At 54.0% G+C, this 20,211-nt stretch carries 18 protein-coding genes; all 18 read left to right on the top strand.

The window, feature by feature from the left end:
- The first annotated feature begins 8 nt into the window (after nt 1-8).
- Nucleotides 9-1,646, top strand: coding sequence for a methyl-accepting chemotaxis protein (locus IDH45_RS32545; RefSeq protein ID WP_190932323.1), 1,638 nt, complete (start codon nt 9-11; stop codon nt 1,644-1,646).
- A 112-nt stretch (nt 1,647-1,758) separates the two neighbouring features.
- The gene (locus IDH45_RS32540) at nt 1,759-2,019 is read left to right on the top strand and encodes a hypothetical protein (RefSeq protein WP_223837223.1); all 261 of its coding nucleotides are present in this window, start codon (nt 1,759-1,761) and stop codon (nt 2,017-2,019) included.
- A gap of 186 nt (nt 2,020-2,205) precedes the next feature.
- The gene (locus tag IDH45_RS32535; protein WP_190932322.1) at nt 2,206-2,949 is read left to right on the top strand and encodes a polyphosphate polymerase domain-containing protein; all 744 of its coding nucleotides are present in this window, start codon (nt 2,206-2,208) and stop codon (nt 2,947-2,949) included.
- A 2-nt stretch (nt 2,950-2,951) separates the two neighbouring features.
- A complete protein-coding gene (locus IDH45_RS32530; RefSeq protein ID WP_190932321.1) occupies nt 2,952-3,650 on the top strand; it encodes a DUF4956 domain-containing protein in 699 nt (232 codons plus the stop codon).
- A gap of 19 nt (nt 3,651-3,669) precedes the next feature.
- A complete protein-coding gene (locus tag IDH45_RS32525) occupies nt 3,670-5,352 on the top strand; it encodes a CotH kinase family protein (protein WP_190932320.1) in 1,683 nt (560 codons plus the stop codon).
- An 898-nt stretch (nt 5,353-6,250) separates the two neighbouring features.
- Nucleotides 6,251-7,108: a ubiquinol oxidase subunit II gene (gene cyoA / locus IDH45_RS32520; protein WP_397327124.1), complete on the top strand. Its 858-nt coding sequence runs from the start codon at nt 6,251-6,253 to the stop codon at nt 7,106-7,108.
- Nucleotides 7,109-9,079 (top strand): cbb3-type cytochrome c oxidase subunit I, encoded by a 1,971-nt coding sequence (locus tag IDH45_RS32515; RefSeq protein WP_190932318.1) that lies wholly within the window; start codon nt 7,109-7,111, stop codon nt 9,077-9,079. It begins immediately after the preceding gene.
- Nucleotides 9,079-9,708, top strand: a complete 630-nt coding sequence (gene cyoC / locus IDH45_RS32510; protein WP_190932317.1) for a cytochrome o ubiquinol oxidase subunit III — start codon at nt 9,079-9,081, stop codon at nt 9,706-9,708. The genes IDH45_RS32515 and cyoC overlap by 1 nt, the downstream gene beginning before the upstream one ends.
- Before the next feature lies 1 nt (nt 9,709).
- Complete coding sequence (gene cyoD / locus IDH45_RS32505; RefSeq protein ID WP_190932316.1) at nt 9,710-10,072, top strand: cytochrome o ubiquinol oxidase subunit IV; 363 nt, start codon at nt 9,710-9,712, stop codon at nt 10,070-10,072.
- A 74-nt stretch (nt 10,073-10,146) separates the two neighbouring features.
- Nucleotides 10,147-11,073: an Rpn family recombination-promoting nuclease/putative transposase gene (locus tag IDH45_RS32500; protein ID WP_223837222.1), complete on the top strand. Its 927-nt coding sequence runs from the start codon at nt 10,147-10,149 to the stop codon at nt 11,071-11,073.
- Nucleotides 11,074-11,667: 594 nt separating this feature from the next.
- The gene (locus IDH45_RS32495) at nt 11,668-12,750 is read left to right on the top strand and encodes a sialidase family protein (RefSeq protein ID WP_190932315.1); all 1,083 of its coding nucleotides are present in this window, start codon (nt 11,668-11,670) and stop codon (nt 12,748-12,750) included.
- Nucleotides 12,751-12,810: 60 nt separating this feature from the next.
- Entirely contained in the window at nt 12,811-13,134 is a 324-nt protein-coding gene (locus IDH45_RS32490) for a hypothetical protein (RefSeq protein ID WP_190932314.1), read from the top strand.
- 68 nt (nt 13,135-13,202) lie between these two features.
- Nucleotides 13,203-13,649, top strand: a complete 447-nt coding sequence (locus tag IDH45_RS32485) for an extracellular solute-binding protein (RefSeq protein ID WP_190932313.1) — start codon at nt 13,203-13,205, stop codon at nt 13,647-13,649.
- Nucleotides 13,650-13,884: 235 nt separating this feature from the next.
- On the top strand, nt 13,885-14,814 hold the full coding sequence (locus IDH45_RS32480) for an ABC transporter permease (protein ID WP_190932335.1): 930 nt from the start codon (nt 13,885-13,887) through the stop codon (nt 14,812-14,814).
- 42 nt (nt 14,815-14,856) lie between these two features.
- A complete protein-coding gene (locus tag IDH45_RS32475; protein WP_190932312.1) occupies nt 14,857-15,741 on the top strand; it encodes a carbohydrate ABC transporter permease in 885 nt (294 codons plus the stop codon).
- Nucleotides 15,742-15,799: 58 nt separating this feature from the next.
- On the top strand, nt 15,800-17,443 hold the full coding sequence (locus tag IDH45_RS32470) for an extracellular solute-binding protein (protein ID WP_190932311.1): 1,644 nt from the start codon (nt 15,800-15,802) through the stop codon (nt 17,441-17,443).
- A gap of 547 nt (nt 17,444-17,990) precedes the next feature.
- A complete protein-coding gene (locus IDH45_RS32465; protein WP_190932310.1) occupies nt 17,991-19,169 on the top strand; it encodes an exonuclease SbcCD subunit D in 1,179 nt (392 codons plus the stop codon).
- On the top strand, nt 19,166-20,211 hold a 1,046-nt coding region (locus tag IDH45_RS32460; RefSeq protein WP_190932309.1), incomplete at its 3' end, for an AAA family ATPase. The genes IDH45_RS32465 and IDH45_RS32460, both read left to right, overlap by 4 nt.

Below are 20,211 nucleotides of genomic sequence, written 5' to 3'. Positions count from 1 at the left end.
TAGAGATGATGACACTAAGCCGAAAACTGATCTTAAACGCCATGCTCCCGCTGCTGCTTGCGGTGTGCATGCTGCTCGTCGTTATTGTGCAGTCCAGGCAGCTTCAAGAGTCGAGCTCCGCAAGCGTCGAATCGCTGCTGAAAGCGGAACGACTGGAAGGAGCGCTGCTGGCGTCACAGCTCGCTCTAAGCAACGCTTCCTATAATATGGGCGCGGGCAACGCCGCCGACGCGCTGGATAAGGCGGCCGCGATCGCCGCGGAGATCGAAGGGTTGCAAGCGAGGTTCGATTCGCCGGAGCTGAAGGAACGATTGCAGCGGCTGGAGACCAAATATGAGGGTTTTATTGCGGACGTAAAAAAAGCGGTGGAGAAATCGGACGACACCGAGCTGAAGCGCCAATCGATCCGTACGCTAGGCATGGTCAACGACGTCCATCTGCTGGGACGAGACATCGAATCTCTCTATGAAGCGAATCTGGCACGGAATAAAACCGTGTTGAATGTGACAACGGCTGCAGCGGCCGTCATCTTTGCGCTGACCGGGTGGATCACCTGGAGAATGACGCGGAGAGTCGTATTGCCGATTCAGAGACTGACGTCCACGACAGCCGCGATCGCCGGCGGAGACTTGACCGTATCGGTAGAGGAGGCCGGGACCCGGGATGAGGTCGGTCAATTGACCGGCTCCGTCCGTCATGTCGCGAACAACTTGCGGCAGCTTATCGAGGAAGTGATGAAGCTGTCTCAGCAGGTGGTCGCTTCCTCCGGGGAGCTGAAGAGCAGCGTGGACCAGACCGGCAGCGCTAGCCGGCAAATTACGTCGAGCATCGAACAGGTGGCTGCCGGCGCCGAAGAGCAGGTCCGCATCGTGGAAGCGGCTTCGCTTGTGCTGGACGATATGACGGAGACGGTCGGGCATATGAAGCAGCGGGCAAACGAAGCGGAGAGAGCGGCCGGGGGTGCTTCGGAGCGTGCGGTGGACGGCAGCGCGGCGATCGGCAAGGCGCGGGGGCAGATGCATTCGATCCGGGAGACGGTCAACGGGCTGGACGAGTCGATCCGGCAGCTCGGCGAACTGTCGGGGGAGATCGGGCGGATCGTGGAAGCGATCTCGGCCATATCCGGCCAGACGAACCTGCTTGCGCTGAATGCGTCGATCGAAGCGGCAAGAGCGGGCGAGCAGGGGCGCGGCTTCGCCGTGGTGGCCGGCGAGGTGCGCAAGCTTGCCGAGCAGTCGGCCCAAGAGACCGGGGAGATCGCCGGATACATCGATCAGATCCGCGGCGGAATCGCGCAGGCCGTGAAGCAAATGGAAGCCGCCTCGAGAGAAGTGGCGCAAGGGATCGGCGTCGTCGATCAGGCCGGCCAATCGTTTGAGCAGATCGAGCTTGCGGTGACCGCTGCAGCCGGCGAGCTGCATCAAGTAGCGGTTCTGATTGCCCGTACGGCGGAAGGGGCCGGGCAGGTCGTCCGCTCCGTCGACAGCATCGCCGGGCTGGCCGGACAGTCGGCGCAAGGGACGCAGCATGTCTCGGCCGCTTCCGAGGAGCAGCTCGCTTCGACGGAAGAGGTGGCGGCCGCCTCCGATACGCTGCTGCAACTGGCGCAGAACTTGCGAGAGCATATCGGGAAGTTCAAGGTCTAAGCGGTTTTGACGGATTTTTGTCTATAATTTGAACAAAAAATGAAGAAATGATGAACATTTTGCGAAAACTATGTTACAATAGAGGTAACAATGATTTCGGCAAGGGGTGTTCATGATGACAACCAAAACGATGGCAATGGAGCAACAAACTGTGCAGGACGGCAATAAGCTGGCGTCCGTCATGACCGTAGCGGCTTGGATTGCTTTGACGATCGGTGTAATCACTTGTCTGGTAAATGTAACCGAATTCAGCGACCGTAACCTCGGACTGATGATTGGAGTCGGTTTCCTGATCGGCAGCGTCCAGATCTATATGATCGGAGCGGCGATTCGACTGTTCCACAGAGACAAGTCGAGCCGCGGCAGTATCTAAGATGCGCCGCCAATAAGATTACACTTGAATAGGAACGTTCCGAAGAAGGCCCGTGAGGGTCTTCTTTTTTGCGTTCAGATAAAAGCGCGGATTCAGAAAACGTTCAGCAAGCGTTCAACGTGGGTTCAGCTTCGTCCTTTATACTCCGAATCATACCCAATCAAGCGACTGGAGAGGAGGTCCAGCATGAAGCCGGATACGACGACCGCCGATTTGAGATACCCTCATCTGAAATACCGGCACGAGCTGAAATACTTTGTGAACGTCCATCAGTACCATATCATCCGGCAAAGGCTCAGAGGACTGATGCAGCCGGACAAACATGCGGGTCCGGCCGGCGAGTACCACATTCGGAGCTTATACTTCGACGATATAAGCAACAAAGCTTTGCATGAGAAATTGACAGGCGCGCGCGACCGCGAGAAATACCGCATCCGGATCTACAACCTGCAGGACGGCATCATTCATCTGGAGAAGAAAATCAAATTCAAGGACTCTATATCCAAAGTCAAGGAAGCGCTGTCCAGAGAAACGGCGGACGCGATCGTGTCGGGACGGTTCGAGGTGTTGAACGAACCGGCGAAACCGCTGCAATTTCATATGTATATGGAGATGAAAAACCGGCTGCTGCGTCCCAAAGTCATCGTTGACTATACGCGGGAGGCTTACATTTGCCATACCGGGAACGTCCGGATTACGTTCGACAAAAACTTGCGGACCGGTCTGAACGCGATCCGCCTGTTCGACCCGAATCTGCCGACGATTCGCGCCTTAGACGAACATGTATATGTGCTCGAGGTCAAGTATGACGAATACATTCCGGAGTTTATCCGGACCGCGCTTCAACTGGAAGGGCTGGTCCGCCAATCAAGCTCCAAATATGTGATCTGCCGCAAATTTCTCAAATTCAATAGCTGGGAGGATCAATAAGTATGAATACAAACACGAATGAAACGGTTAATTTCGCGGACCTGCTAAAAAAGTCGGTGCTCGAAAACTTCAGCGCCGGGATCGATATCTGGAAAATCGCCTTGACCCTTGCCGTCTCATTTATGCTGGGCTGGTTCATTTACGTTTTGTACAAACGGATCTTTAGCGGCGTCCTGTACTCCAAAAGCTTTAATGTCGCATTGATCGGCATGTGCCTGATCACGTCGCTTGTCATTATGGCGATCAACTCCAACCTGATTCTGTCGCTCGGAATGGTCGGCGCTCTCAGCATCGTCCGGTTCCGGACCCCGATCAAAGATCCGACCGATCTGATCTTTCTGTTCTGGTCCGCCGCTGCGGGTATCGTCACCGGTGCCGGATTTTATACACTAGCGATTCTCGGTTCTGTCGTCATCGGTTTGGTTTTGTTTATTTTTATCAAAAAATCTACGTTCGATACGCCTTACTTGTTAGTGATTAACTGCGACGACGGTTCGAGCGAGCAGAATCTGTACCAGAAATTGAACGGCCTGGTGAAACGGTACAACGTCAAGCAAAAAACGGTAACGCCGGACAACATCGAGATGACCGTCGAAGTGCGGCTGCGGGGCAACGAGCCCGGCTTCGTCAACGAGCTTACCGCTGTAGGCGGAGTCAAAAACGCAGTCCTGATCAGCTACAGCGGCGATTACGTATCTTAAAAACTGGCGGTGATTCGACATGAAGGCAAAGGTCGCAGGGGTATTGCTGCTAGGCTTGTGCCTCGTCTGCTTAAGCTGGGGCACGACGGCTCCGCTGGCAGCGGATGTTCAAGTGCACACCCGGGGGGCGAACGAAAACGTATTTCCCCCAAATAAAGTCATCGATGTAAAAATAACAATCGACGAAGCGGACTTTCAGGATATGCTGGATAACCCGCTTCAGGAAGAATACAAGCCGGCTGATATTGAATATAACGGCACGACGATCCGCAATGTCGGCATTCGCACGAAAGGCAACCTCACGCTGCGAAGCGTGGCCAATACGGATTCGGACCGGTACAGCTGGAAAATCCAGTTTGACAAATATATCGACGGACAGACGCTGCATGGATTAACCAAAATCAACCTGAACAACAATTACGCCGACCCTACCTTTATGAGGGAATATTTGACTTATGAACTGCTGGAGGAGATGGGAGTGCCGACGCCCGGCCGCTCCTACGTCAACGTATACGTCAACGGCGAGCTTCGCGGATTTTATTTGGCGGTCGAGCAGATTAACGAACCATACTTGACCCGTCATTTCGGCGATGCGTACGGAGCTTTGTACAAGCCGGACGGAGAAGGCAGCGACCTGGTATGGAAAGGGGACGATATCAGCCTGTACAGCGGGCTGAACCTGAAGTCCGAGACGTCGAACGGCGATGTGATTTTGGATATGCTGGATGAGCTGAACAACGGCACCGATTATGAGAAAGTGATCGATGTGGACAGCTTCTTGAGATACTTGGCCGTCAGCACCATACTCGTCAATATGGACAGCTACCAGGGGAACCTGAAGCACAATTATTACTTGTATGAGCAGAACGGCGTATTCACGATGCTGCCCTGGGATTTCAATATGTCGTTTGCAGGGCTAACGATGGGCGGAATGGGTAACACCCAGCAAAATGCCGGCGTGCTGATCGACGAGCCGACGATGGGCCGGGTCGCGGAACGGCCGATGATTGCGAAGCTGCTCCAGAACGAGACGTACAAACAAACGTATCGGGGTTATGTAAAGCAAATCGTCGACGGTTATTTGTCGGACAGCCGGTTCGAAGCGCGGGTTCAATCGCTGGCGGAGCTGATCTCGCCTTATGTCGAAAGGGACCCGAGCAAATTTTATACGTATGAGGAGTACCGGTCTTCCTTGAACCAGGACGTACAAAACATTCCGGGCCTGTTGTCCTTTACGAAAGCTCGCGTCGCCAACGTGTTGCAGCAGCTTGCCGGAACGATTCCCACCTCCAATAATGGAGAAGGCTCCGAAGGTGGGATGGGGGGCGGACGCGGCAATCCGAACGGTCAGGGCGGCATGGGAGGCGGTATGCCAAACGGCGGCGGACAGCTAGGCAACTTTGGAGCGAATCCCGGAGCTAATGCTAACGGCCAAGGGCAGCAAGGTCAACGGGGGCAGGGACAGCAAGGCCAAGGGCAGCAAGGCGGCCCGTTCGGTCCGGGCGGAGGTATGGGAGGTCCGATGGGAGAAGGCGGGCAAAGACCCGGCGGCGGAGCACCCGGCATGCCCGGCACGGAAGGCTGGATGAACGGGACAGACCCCGCAGCGGCGCAAAAGGAAGCGATTCTAGCCGGCAGTGCGGTCGCCTTGCTTCTGCTGTCGGCTCTCTTCATTTATTTTTATAGAAGGAAAACGTGGTAAGTCTGCATAAAGCGGAAGTCAGAGGACGTCCTCTTGTCCCAGGAAAGTCAACGGGAGATCAGAGCTGCCTGAAGAGCGATCTATACCCCCTATTTTGCCCCTAACAGGGCTTGATCGGAAAATAAGAGCGGTTTGAAACTGTTATCTTCCGCCAATCATCCTTTTTTCGCTTGAAATGCTAAAATAAGAGCGGCAAACCGCACTTATTCGAAAAGTAACTGGAATGAAGTGCCCGGCATAAGGAAGGCTCTCGTTACACCGCCTTTTCCGGTACTTGAAAGGACAGTCAGCCCAGCTAAGCACGCAACCGCACATGTTTGGAAAACTCGTAATAACCGTCGGTGGATCTATGACGTCCTGACGGTTATTACTGTGTGCACCCACCAAGACAGCGATACCGCCGCCCCGCTCGTTTCCGCGAAATTGACGAAAAATCCCCGTTGCACGAAAGAACCCGGCAGTGTCTCGATCCCGTTTGCACCGTTCAACCGAAAAGTCAAGCTTCGCTATTCCGTTACTGCTTCGCTACCTGCCATTGAGGGTAATGGAGGGTAAAGATTCGGTCCGAGGTGGTATTTAACCACCGTTTTTTCAAATGAAAATATAAGGAATAGTTATAAAATATGGAATTTAATAAAGAAGTTTTGTTTCGGAGTTTCTTCTTTTTTTGTGACTTCTCTCACAGCGTTTTGTGAAAATGTCGAAACGTTGAACGATCTATTACGGAATTTCAACGTTTGTTTGACGCCTTTGTTAACAGGGCTTACGGGGACTGTCGTTTCTGTTATGTTAGTCACAGGAAGTATTAAAGGCGAGTCGTAAGGAGATGGGAAAGATGAGGCATAACCGGGTGTTCAAACGCTTGATCGGAGCGCTGACGCTTGTGCTGCTGACCGTGATGGCGTCCGGCTGCGGCGAAAGGCTGATCGTGCTTGATCCGAAAGGGCCGGTCGGCGAGCAGCAGCGCGATTTGATTTACATTTCTACCCTGCTTTGTCTTGTAATCATCGTGCCGGTTCTAATTATGACGTTTGTAATCGCATGGAGATACCGGGAAAGAAAAAACAGCAAGGCCAAGTATGCACCGGAGTGGGAGCATAACAACAAGCTTGAGATGACATGGTGGGGCATCCCAATTCTGATTATCGCGATTCTGGGTGTCATTACGGTGAGATATACGTATGCGTTGGAGCCTTCCAAACCGCTTGCGTCGCAAGGGGAGAAGGAAGCGATGACGATCCAGGTCACGTCGCTCGACTGGAAGTGGCTGTTCTACTATCCGGAGGAAGGAATCGCTACCGTAAACTACATCCGGTTCCCGGAAGACGTCCCTGTCAAGTTTTTGCTGACTTCCGATGCGCCGATGAACTCGTTCTGGATTCCGCAGCTCGGCGGTCAAATTTATACGATGTCGGGGATGGCGATGACACTTCATCTGCAAGCCGACGAGCCGGGTAAATATATGGGCTCGGGCGCCAACTTCAGCGGCAAGGACTTCGCCAAAATGCAATTTACGGCGGAAGCCACCTCGAAGGCCGAGTTCGATCAATGGGTCGCAGGCATTAAGAGCAAAGATCCCGCACTAACCGAAGAAGGCTACAAAAAACTCGCGACGCCGGGTGTGTCGGACGTAGTCAGCTTCTCCTCATTCCCGAAAGGGATATTCGATCAAACCGTTACGAAATACGGGACTTCCCATAACCACGGCAACGAGCCGGCCGGCAGCGGGAACTCCAAAGAAGGGAGCAGCCGCTAAATGTGGGATTCAATTAAACAGTTCGCTTCCGAATTTTTCGTGACAGGCGATCCACTCATTTATGGAGCGGATGTAGCGATCGTGCTGACGCTCGCTGCGGTTATATTTGTACTGACGTATTTCAAAAAATGGACATGGCTGTGGCGCGAATGGCTGACGACGGTGGATCATAAGCGGATCGGGATTATGTACGTCATCGCTGCGCTGCTAATGATGTTCCGGGGCGGCGTCGACGCCCTTCTGATGCGTACTCAGCTTGTCATGCCGGAAATGGAGTTTTTGAGTCCGGAGCATTATAACGCGATCTTTACAACACATGGCGTTATTATGATTTTGTTCATGGCGATGCCGCTCATGTTCGGTTTGTTTAACCTTGTTGTTCCGCTGCAGATCGGTGCGCGCGACGTTGCGTTTCCGTTTTTGAACTCGCTCAGCTTCTGGCTCTTTTTCTGGGGCGCGATGCTGTTCAACGTATCGTTCGTGATCGGCGGTTCGCCGGATACGGGCTGGCTCGCTTATCCGCCGCTGTCGCAAATTTCCCATAGTCCGGGCGTCGGTCAGGACTTCTATATATGGGGCATTCAAATATCCGGGATCGGTAGCTTGATGACCGGGATCAACTTTATCGCGACGATTCTGAAAATGCGCGCGCCTGGTATGAAGCTGATGCAGATGCCGATGTTCTCCTGGTCGGTGCTGTCCAGCAGCTTGACGATCATCCTTGCGTTCCCGATCTTGACCGTGACGCTGGCGCTGCTGTTCCTGGACCGTTACCTCGGCGCTCACTTCTTCACGCTGGACGGCGGCGGCAACCCGATGATGTATATCAACCTGATCTGGATGTGGGGGCACCCCGAGGTTTATATCGTCGTTCTGCCGGCATTCGGGATTTTCTCGGAAATTGTGGCTACGTTCTCGAAGAAACGGCTGTTCGGCTACAAGTCGATGGTGTTCGCTCTGATGAGCATCAGCGTCGTATCCTTTTTCACTTGGGCGCATCATTTCTTTACGATGGGCTCGGGAGCGGATGTCAATGCGTTTTTCGCCATATCGACAATGGTTATCGCCATACCGACCGGGGTCAAAGTGTTCAACTGGCTCTTTACGATGTTCCGCGGGCGTATCTCGTTTAAAACGCCGATGCTGTGGACGATGGGCTTCATTCCCTGCTTCGTTATCGGCGGTATGACCGGCGTACTGCTGTCCGTCGCTCCGGCCGACTTCCAGTTCCACAACAGCTACTTCCTGATCGCACACTTCCATCAGGTGCTGATCGGAGGCGTAACGTTCGGATATTTCGCAGGTCTGTATTACTGGTGGCCGAAAGTGACCGGCTTCATGCTGGACGAAAAATTAGGAAAATGGGCCTTTTGGCTTTGGAATATCGGTTTTTATCTCTGCTTCATGCCGCAGTACTTCCTCGGTCTGATGGGGATGACGCGCCGTTTGAATACGTACAGTTGGGACAAAGGCTGGTGGGATTTGAACCTGGTCTCGACGATCGGCGCATTCTTGATGGGTGCAGCCTTTATCGTCCAGGTGTGGCAGATTGTTCACGGCATGAAGGTCATGAAGCGGGACACGACCGGAGACCCATGGGGCGGACGTACGCTGGAATGGTCGATTCCTTCCCCGGCGCCTGCTTACAACTTCGCTACCGTTCCCGTCGTTCATTCGCGGGATGCATGGTGGGAGGAGAAGCTTGCCAAGGAGCAAGGAAAACCGCTTCCGCCGAAGCCTCCAATCGAGCCGATTCATATGCCTGGCAATTCGGGCGTGGCGTTTATCAAGTCGTTCTGCTGGTTTCTGGCGGGCTTCGGGTTCGTATTTAACTGGCTGTGGCTCGCTATACCGGGTATGATCGGAGTATTTGCTTGTATGTTGTGGCACTCGTTTACGTACGATAACGAATATTACATTCCGGCGGAAGAAGTGAAAGCAACGGAAGCCGAGATAAGGGGGACGGTCTGATGGGCAACGCAATCGGACATTCGCAGCAGCATGGGGCCAGCGGACATCACGATCATCACGACGGCCATCACGATCTGGAATCGGTCCGCACGTTCGGGTTTTGGCTGTTTCTGATCACGGACTGTATCCTGTTCGGCACGCTGTTCGCTACTTACGTCGTCTTGCAGGGCAATACGAACGGAGGCCCTACGGGGGCGGAGCTGTTCCAAATGCCGGGCATTATCGCATCCACGTTCATCTTGCTGACGAGCAGCTTTACGAGCGGACTCGCGGTATTGTCGATGAACCGTGGCAACAAAAAAGGGCTGATCGGCTGGCTGGCCGTCACCGCCCTGCTCGGACTGTCGTTTCTTGTGCTCGAGATCAACGAGTTCATTCATTTGGTTCATGAAGGAGCGACCATCGGAACGAGCGCGTTTCTGTCCGCCTTCTATACGCTGGTCGGCACACACGGCTTGCACGTCTCGATCGGCTTCGTCTGGATGATCGCGATTATGCTGCAGCTCGCGAAACGGGGCATTACTCCGGTAACGCGGCGCAAAGTGAACGTCATCAGCCTGTATTGGCACTTTCTGGACGCCATCTGGATTTTCGTCTTTACGATCGTTTACTTGATGGGGGTGATGTAAGATGGCGCAGCAGCATTCGGCTCACAGTCAGAACGGGCATGGCGGCCACGGTCATGAAGGCCACCATGAGGAAAGCCACGGCTCCCTTAAATCTTACATTATCGGTTTCCTGCTTTCGATCGTACTAACGATTATCCCGATCGTCGTCGTCATGAACGATTTGATGGAGAGAACGGGAACGATGCTGGTCCTTCTGGTGACGGCCGTGCTTCAATTCCTCGTTCAGCTCGTGTTCTTCATGCACCTGAAGGAAGAGAACAAGCCTCGCTTTAACTTGATGGCGCTCATACTCGGGTTGCTTATCGTACTTGTCATTGTGGTTGGTTCGATCTGGATCATGACTTACAATAAAGTGGCCGTGTAACAGGTTTCACGAGCGACTTCATCTGTCTGACTAATAGGAAGCCCTTATTCGAACTTCGGATAGGGGCTTTCGTATTGGCTGGCCGCTTACAGGTTGGTATAATGGAACTAATAGTAAATCGGCAGGAGGGGAAAAGGGTGGCTGTTCGGCGTCTGAAACCGAAAAATGACTTTATTTTTCAAAGATTATTTGGAGAACAGGATACGAAAGAGAGTCTGATCTCCCTTCTTAATGCGATTTTACAGTTACAAGGGACTGAAAGCATTGCCGATATCACGGTAATTGAAAACAAGCAGTTGGACAAACTGTTTATTGATGATAAGACAGGGCGGCTGGACGTGAGGGCCGAAACGCTCGATGGAGTTCAGTTTGATATTGAGATTCAGTTGGCCAATCAGCGAAATATGCCCCGGCGCACGTTATTTTACGCCAGCAAGCTGTATATCAGTTCGATCAAAGCGGGCGGCAAATACGAAGACTTGAAAAAAACAGTTGCGATCAATCTGCTCGATTTTCATCTATTTAGCTTCGAACGATTTCACAGCACGTTTCATTTTTATGAAGATCATGAAGAGCGATTTATGCTGACAGATGCGATGGAGCTCCATTTTATTGAATATCCGAAGTTTGCGAATATGAAGAAAAACTTGAATAACCCGCTGCACCGATGGCTGTTGTTTTTGGATGAGAAGCTGCCCGAAGAGCAATTAGAGGAGTTGATCCGGATGGACCCAGTGATCAAAAAAGCGGAGGAACGGCTGGAATGGTTGAGCAGTGATGAAGAAACCTTGCGGTTGTACGAAGCCCGGGAGCATTCCCTGATTGAAAGGAATAGCTTGATAGCCGAGGGGAAGGCCCAGGGAAGAGCCGAAGGAAGAGCCGAAGGAAAAAAAGAAATCGCCAAGCAAATGCTGGCGAAAGGATTGGAACCGGCGCTTATAGCGGAGCTTACCGGCTTGCCGCTTGATGAAATTCGGGAAATGGCGAAAAACGGCGGATAAGTCGTCCGTTTCTTTGAATCCTTCTGTAAAAGTGGCTCTCTCCAATGGTGCCACAAGTGAGACGATCACAATCCTGAAGTCGAAAAAATAAAAGCCTCTAAAACCACTTTGGAAGTGGGGTAGAGGTTTTTTTGTGTCAGAAAGCAGATCGAAGCGGGATCGAAGCGGATACCGGATACAATCCAATCAAAATTCCGCTCGAAGATACGGCTCCCTTTTCATCTTCGGGCTTTTGCCATGGCATAGTTATCGAAAAATAAGCGGCAGCCGGCATATGCGTAAACTATACTTAGTGGGAAATATATATATAGAAGTGGCTTGACAGAAGTCGAATTCACATTATAAACTTTAAATGTAATACATTTAGATATATTGTAACACAATAAGAGACGATGGGTGGGTTTGGGACATTTTTATTGCTGCCCAAAAGATCGCAAAAGAGAACATACCAGGGGACGGCTTGGACACTGCAAGATCAATTTGCTTCCATGAAAGGCGTCTGTCGGCATTTGCAGCTTGATCGACTTTCCATTTTAAGAAAACGCTTACGAATAATGAGGCACAACCAAACACAGGAAGGGAAGGTGGAAACGGATGAAAAAGCTAAGTGTAGTGGAGCATCGAATCTTATGCAAGGATGATCAGTACAACTCGTTCCCGAGTATAACGATGCGCCGGGACGGGACATACATTATGACCTTTCGCCGGGCGCCCGACTGGCAGAAAACGTTCGGGCATGTGAGCCATATCGACCCGGCTTCGTTCGCGGCCAAGCTGGAATCGCCTGACGGAAACGGCTGGGACTCGGCTCCGTCGGTCCTGTACGACGATTTCTTCTGCGGAGTTCAGGACCCGCGGCTGCACGTGATGCGGGACGGTACGCTGCTGTGCACGTTCTTCAAGTGGAAAGTGACGGAGAAGGGAGATCCCGTACCGGAAGGCAGCTTCTCGCATAACGTATACGGCAAATGGACGGGGACGCTGGTCGGTTCGTTCTCGATCCGGTCGACGGATGGCGGGAATACGTGGGATGAACCCGTGCAGCTGCCCGGCACCAATGTAGCCATTCAAGGAGACTGCGTGGAGATGGATGACGGCTCCGTACTGGCACTGACGTACGGGCAGGACAACGGCGTGTCCAACGTTTATGTGCTGCAATCGCCCGACCGCGGCTTAACATGGACACAAATATCCGATATCCCGGGCTGCGACGGCTACCATTTTCACGAGCCGAACTTGCGCCTCACGCCTTCCGGCAAGCTGGTCGCTTTTATCCGGACGGCCAAAGTGTCCAAGGGCGCCAACCCAGGCTTGCCCAACTCGCCGCTGTATACAGCGGAGTCGCTGGACGGAGGATTGACATGGAGCCAGCCGGTTCCGCGCGCCCACTATTCGCCAAGTCCATTCCATGTGCTGGACCTCGGCGATGACGGCGTATTCGTTTCTTACGGATACCGGTATGAGCCGTTCGGCATACGCGCATTTCTGCTGAATCCGGAATGCAACAACTGGGAGGAGGCCGAGGAGCTGATCGTTCGCGAGGACGGCGGCGGTAGCGACATCGGTTATACGAGCGCGGCGCGGCTTCACGACGGTACGATCCTGCTGACCTATTATTATTTTGATAAAACGGGTGGAATCCGGTATATCGCCGGAACCGTGTGCAGCTTGCAATAATAGACGGAACAACTGGGCGAGGGCGGAACCAATCATTTATGATCAGGGGGTCTCATCAATATGAAAAGCAAATTAACCGGATTGACGGCACTGCTTGCCGCGATTGCGCTTCTCGTCTCCGCCTGCGGCGGAAAAGACGGACAGCCCGGAAAGACAGGAGAACCGCAGCCGGCGCCGGAAGTCAAAAAAGATCCGTTCACGTTGTCCGTCTTCGGGTTCGGCGTGAAGGAGGAGGAGTTCAACGACCGGTTCCGGACGCACCTGGAGAAAAGTTCCCTTACATTACGTTCAAATATATATCCCCCGACAAGGGCAACTCGCTGCCCGAACTTGTGTCGCGCGGCGAAACGCCCGACCTCATCCGGACCGACGTGCCGAACCTGAAAAACAACTACCTCGACCTCAAGCTGGGAACCGACCTGAACGAATATGTGAAGTAGTACAATTACGACTTGAAGCGATTCAACGGCCCGTTCGTTCAGGAGATGATCGATGCGGGACAGACCGGAGCGTTATATGGACTCCCTTATCCCCCCTACTTCCCGATGGTGCTGACCTACAACAAAAACTTGTTCGACCAGTTCGGCGTCCCTTACCCGAAAGACGGCATGACTTGGGATCAAGCGTACGATATCGCCAAAAAGATGAGCCGGGTTGAAGGGGGCAACGTCTACCGCGGCTTTGCGGCCAACATTATGGCAATGCTCCGGGACAATCCGTTCGGCTATCCGATTCTGGATCCAAATGCGGACCAGTTGTTCGATACGGAGAAATGGAAGCCGCACTTCAGCAACTTCCTGCGTTTTTACGAGCTGCCGAACAACAAAATCGCGCCGACGAGCGGTGATGAGATTACAAACGTTTTCAACAAGGGCAACATGCCCTTTGCAATTTCTTAGCGTACAGAAAACATTCCGTAAACAATTACCCGATATGATGTAGGTAATATCATAAGGGTTGAGACGTGGAGAAAGCCCGATCAGAACGCAAGCGGATTCCGTCAGGAACGCTTCTTCTCATCCGGCTTTTTTTGCGTTTCTTTTGTTTTGTACCGACATGAAAATCAACTGAAAAAACGGAGGCAGCAAGTTGAACCAGACACCTGCACAAGCACCGGCGCAAGCCCGCGGACTAATGTCCACAGCTCCAGCCAAGAAGCAAGGCGCAGTCAGAAAGGCTCTGCGCAAACATTGGCAGCTGTATTTGCTCCTGACGCCGGTCGTCCTATATTTCGCGATTTTCCATTACTGGCCGATGTACGGCGTTCAGATCGCCTTCAAGGATTTTATCGCGACGAAAGGTATATGGGGCAGCCCTTGGGTCGGGTTCAAACATTTCGAGCGATTTTTCGACAGTTACTTTTTCTGGAGGCTGATCAAAAACACGCTCGGCATCAGCTTGTACGAGCTGGCCGTCGGTTTTCCGATTCCGATTCTTCTCGCCCTGATGATCAACGAGGTACGGATGAAAGGGTTCAGCCGATTCGTGCAGACCGTAACGTATGCGCCGCACTTTTTGTCCACCGTCGTCGTTGTTGGCATGCTGATGATGTTTTTGTCCCCATCCAGCGGGCTCGTGAACATGGTGATCCGGGCGCTCGGCGGAGAGCCGGTCTTTTTTATGACCGAACCGGCATGGTTTAAGACGATATACGTATTTTCCGGCGTCTGGCAGCAGATGGGCTGGAGCTCGATTATTTATTTGGCGGCGCTCGCCGGCATCGACCCGCAGCTGCACGAAGCGGCCAAGGTGGACGGGGCTTCGCGGCTGCAGCGGATCTGGCACGTCAACTTGCCCGGCATCCGGCCGACTATCGTGATCCTGCTGATCCTCAATTTCGGCTCGCTGATGGGAGTCGGTTTCGAGAAAGTGTTTCTGATGCAAAACTCGCTGAATATGGAAGGCTCCGACGTCATCTCGACCTATGTATACCGGAGCGGCATTCTCGGGGCGCAGTACAGCTTCTCCGCCGCTGTCGGGCTGTTCAACTCGGTCGTGAACTTCATTCTGCTCCTTACGGTCAACCGGATCGCGAGGAAGGTCAACCAGGTCAGCCTTTGGTAAAGGGCACACAGCATCAAGAAGCTTAACAAGGGGGGACTACCGATGGAAGCCCGAAGTTACGGGGATAAATGGTTCGGAGCGGTCAATGCCACTTTGCTTGCGTTCGTATCGCTGATCGTGCTGTATCCGCTGATTTACGTCCTGAGCGCCTCGATCAGCAATCCCGCAGCCGTCCTGAACGGGGACATGTGGCTGGTGCCCAAGGAGATTACGTTCGCGGGATACAGCAAAGTGTTTGAAAATAAAGAACTGCTGAACAGCTACGGCAATACGATTTTTTATACGGTGCTCGGTACGGCGATCAACCTGGTCATGACGGTGATGGCCGCGTATCCGATGTCGAAGCGGGATTTGAAGGGACGCAACCTGCTGATGGCGGTTATGGTGTTCACGATGTTTTTCAGCGGCGGCCTCGTCCCGACCTACATGCTCGTCAAGCAGCTCGGCATGACGAATACGTTCTGGGCGCTCGTGATTCCGAACTCGGTATCGGTGTACAACATCATCATTATGCGGACGTTTTTCCAGTCGAGCATACCGGGCGAGATTCAGGAGGCGGCTGCGATCGACGGCTGCTCGGAGATGAGGATTTTACGGTCTGTTGTGCTTCCGCTGTCGATGCCGATTATCGCGGTGATGATTTTGTTTTACAGCGTCGGACATTGGAACGCGTACTTCAACGCCTTGATTTATTTGACCGCTCGTGAAGATTACCCGCTTCAACTGATTTTACGGGAAATTTTGATTCAGGGTCAGATGGAGGAGATGGTGAATGCGGGAGACAGCTCGCACGCCAAGACGCTTCTTGATCAAGAGGCGGTCAAATATGCGGTCGTCGTCGTGGCGAACCTGCCGATCCTGCTGCTGTATCCGTTTTTGCAGAAATACTTTGTCAAGGGTGTATTGATTGGGGCTATAAAAGGCTGACCGCCTTTTTGGCAATAGATGAGGAACAGGAAGCACAACACAGGGAGGAACTTGAATCATGAGATGGAAAAAATGGACGGCGCTGACCGTGTCTTCGGTTATGACAGCCAGCCTGATCGCAGGCTGCGGAGAGGCCAAAGAACCGGCAGGCGGAACGAGCGGCGCATCCGGAAACAAAGAAACCGAAGTTAAGCAAAATGTAAATAAAGCGGGCATGCCGATCGTAAAGCAGCCGATCGAGCTGACCTTTTTCACCGGCCTGGCGGCAACGAACGGAAGCAACAAGTTCGAGGAACGGCTCGTATGGAGCGAATATGCGAAAATGTCGAACGTCAAAGTGAACTTTCAGACAGTGCCGTTCGAGAATTTGACGGAGAAACGCAATCTCGCGCTCGCAAACGGCGACTATCCGGACGTCTTGTACTCGGCGCGGGTGCCCGCCTCGGATCTGATGAAATACGGCGGCCAGGGCGTCTTCGTCAAGCTGAACGATTACATCGACAGCTACGCGCCCAACCTGAAGAAGCTGATGGACAAATACCCCGACCTGCGCAAGGCGCTGACGATGCCGGACGGCAATATTTATTCGTTCCCGTCGTTTTACAGCCCGGAATTTCTGCCGATGCTGATCGGCACGCCGCTGTGGGTGAAGAAGGACTGGCTGGACAAGCTGAACATGAAGGAGCCGCAGACGATCGACGATTTGTACGCCTACCTGAAGGCGGTCAAGACGACCGACTTGAACGGCAACGGACAAGCCGACGAAATTCCGTACAGCGGCACGGGAATTAACCCGCTCATGGAGCAAATCATGGGAGCGTGGGGCGTCGGAACGCGCGGCCTCGGGCATAAGCATGTCGACATCGACCCGAAAACGAACGATTTGCGCTTTTTCCGGACGACAGACAATTTCAAAGAGCTGCTTCAATTTATGAACAAGCTGTACAGCGAAGGGCTGATCGACAAGGATGTCTTCACCCAAACCGGCAACCAGCTGTATGCCAAGGGCGGCAAAGGCGTGCTCGGCGCGACGATCAACCCGAACCCGAAAACGCAATTTAACGGCGAAGGCTACTTCGGCCTCGGCGCCTTGAAAGGACCTCAAGGCGGCCAGTTGTATACGCACATCAAAGTGCCGATGGTATGGCCGGGTGCATTCGTCATTACGGACAAAAACAAACATATCGAAGCGACCGTCAGATGGATGGACCATTTCTACGGCGACGAAGGCGCTACGTTTTACTTTATGGGCAAGGAAGGCGTCAGCTATACGAAGGCGGCGGACGGCAAGCTGGAATTCGTCGATGAAATCAAGAAAAATCCGAACGGCTTGACGATGGACCAGGCGCTGACCAAATACGTCACCTGGATGGGCGGAAGCTACCCGGGTTATGTGCAGGAGAAATATTTCAAAGGCTCCGAGACGCTGCCGGAATCGGTCGAAGCCGGGAAGAAGGCCCAGCCGCACGCGATCAAGGAACTGTGGTACAACTTCAACTTTACGGATGAAGAGACAGAGTTCATGAAGACGAAAGGAAGCGACATCCAGACGTACATCACCGAGATGGAAGCGAAATTTATTACCGGCGCCGTCTCGTTCTCCGAGTGGGACAAGTACGTAACGACCGTTAAAAACATGGGCGTGGCCGATTATTTGAAAGTGTACAAGGCTGCTTACGACCGGTACAACAAAAGCAAGTGATGTGTGAAGAGGAAGAGGTTATACTGCCTCGAAAAAAAGAATGCCGAACGCCGCCGATGGGCGGCGTTTTCGGTTGGTGTGGCAACCCTCGCACCTTGCGCCTTGAACGCTGCACCCCGCACCCCGACTCCAACCCCAAGCCCAAACCTCAAACCTCGAAACTCGAACCCTCGCTCCGCACGCCAGGCCACCAAACCCTTCACCACTCAACCGCCGGCTTCCCGGCTACGGCACGTCAACTAAATAGAGGTCTTTCGCAGCTCTTATTTCCTCAAAATGAGCCGTCCGAACGGTATTAGGAGCTATTTGAGACCCTTATTCTGGGATGTAAGCCCGCTCAGACAGAAAACGAAAGGATTAAGAGCTTCAATCATCACCTATTTCCCTCCAAGTCCGCTTTTTCTCCAAAATAAGGTGTACAAACATCACTTATCCGGAACATGCAACAATTGGCGATACCCCATTTGGGGCATCCGGACAGGAATCTTCCGGTTTATCCCGAATTTAGTAAGGAGATCAAGGTAAGCAGGCAAGGGGGAAACGATTCGTGAAATTGATACATACCGCCGACTGGCATCTGGGCAAGCTGGTGCAGGGCGTATATATGACAGAAGACCAGAGACACGTGCTCCGGCAGCTCGTGGATACGGTAGAGCGCGAGAAGCCGGATGCGGTCATCATCGCAGGCGATCTGTACGACCGGGCCGTGCCGCCGACCGAGGCGGTCGACCTGCTGGACGAGCTGCTGGAGCGGATCGTCATCGGCCTGAATACGCCGGTGCTGGCCATATCCGGCAATCACGACAGTCCGGACCGGCTGAACTTCGGGACCCGGATCATGGAAGGACGCGGCCTGCACCTGGCCGGTCAGCTGCGGGCGGAACCGCGTCCCGTCGTGCTGCGGGACGAATACGGGGACGTGCACGTTCATCTCGTTCCGTACGCCGACCCGGCTCAGGTCCGGCACCTGTACGGGGACGAGTCGATTCGTTCCCATGACGAGGCGATGCGGGCGATTGTTACACGGATCGAGGCGTCGATGGACCCGGCGGCGCGCCACGTGCTGGTCGGACACGCCTTCGTCACGCCCGGCGGCGAGCCGCAGGACAATACGAGCGATTCCGAGCGTCCTCTCTCGATCGGCGGGGCGGAGCATGTGCGGGCGGAATATTTCCGGCCTTTCCACTATACGGCGCTCGGCCATTTGCATCAGGCGCACTACGTGCTGCAGGACAATATCCGGTACGCCGGATCGCCCTTGAAATATTCGATCTCCGAGGAGTCGCACCGCAAATGCTTCTACGTAGTCGAGCTGGACGCGCAAGGCACGGCGGCGATCGACCGGCGGGAGCTGGTCCCGCTTAGGGATATGCGTCGGATAACGGGAACGATTCAGGACATCGAGACTCATTCCGTCTGCGACGATTACGTATTTGTAACGCTGACGAACGACAACCCGGTTTTGTTTCCGATGGAGAAAGTACGGGCGGTTTATCCGAATGCGCTGCACGTCGAGCGAAGGCCCGAGGGAGTCAGAGTCAGGGATGCGGCTGAAACGGCCGAAGGGACGGGCAATACGCCGGAGCGGCGGCGGGAAGCCGATCCGGTCGCGCTGTTTGCGGCCTTTTACGAGGAAGTGAAAGGCAAGCCGCTCGAAGAGGAGAAGCGGCTGCTGTTTGCCGATACATATGGAGAAGTGTTCAAAGAGGAAGGGGACGCCGTATGAGACCGATCAAGCTGACGATGCAGGCGTTCGGTCCGTACCGCGATTCGGAGACGGTCGATTTCCATAGGCTGGAGGATCGGCGGTTGTTCGTTATATCCGGGAATACCGGCGCCGGGAAAACGTCGATTTTCGATGCGATCTGTTTTGCGCTGTACGGTTATGCGAGCGGAGAGGACCGCGCGGAGCCGCGGATGCTGCGCAGCCATTTTGCTGACGATGAAACACATACCGCCGTTGATTTCGAGTTTGCCGCGGGCGCGCGGACGTACCGGATTTTTAGACAATTGCCTCACCGGAAAGGGGCGAACAAAAGCGAAACGGGCGGCAAAGCGGAGCTGTACGAAACGACAGAGGGCCAAGAAACGCCGTGCGTCGACCGGTTCACCGTCGGGGAAGTGAATGCGAGGCTGGAGACGATCCTGGGGCTGACGAGGGAGCAATTCAGTCAGATCGTCATGCTGCCGCAAGGAGAATTCCGCAAGCTGCTCACTTCCGATACCGACAACAAGGAGGATATCCTCCGGCGCATTTTCCGGACCGGTCTGTACCAGAGACTGGAGGAACGGTTCCAGCAGAAGCACCGGGAGCTGAAAGACGCTTATAAAGAGGCGGCGTCGAAGGCCGACGTTTATTTGAAGCAGACGCAGGAGACGATGCCGCTTCGCGAGGGCAGCGGGCTTGCCGCGACATTCGGCCAGCCGACCTGCAACGCGTCGCAAGTGATGGACGGTCTGGCGGAGGAAGCCGCGTATTATGACGGCCTGGCCCGTACAGGCGCCGAGCGCAAAGGCGAATTGACGACCCGGCTCGAGAAGCGGGAGGACGAGCTGCGCGCGGCGCTGCTGCTGAACGGGCGGTTCGCGGAGCTCGGACAGAAGCGCGCAAGGCGCGAAGAGCTGGAGCGTCAGCGCGAGGACGTGGCCGAGCGCGAGCGGCGGCTTGCGCTCGCCGAGCGGGCGGCGCGGCTCGAGCCGTACGCGGAGCAGGCGGCGAAGGCGGCGCGGGACGCCGAGGCGAAGCGCCGCCAGCTCGCCGCGAAGCA

The organism is Paenibacillus oceani, from assembly GCF_014705615.1.
GTDB lineage: Bacteria > Bacillota > Bacilli > Paenibacillales > NBRC-103111 > Paenibacillus_AB > Paenibacillus_AB oceani.
Note: the sequence above shows the minus strand (reverse complement) of the source record. Positions and strands in the feature narration are given on the sequence as shown.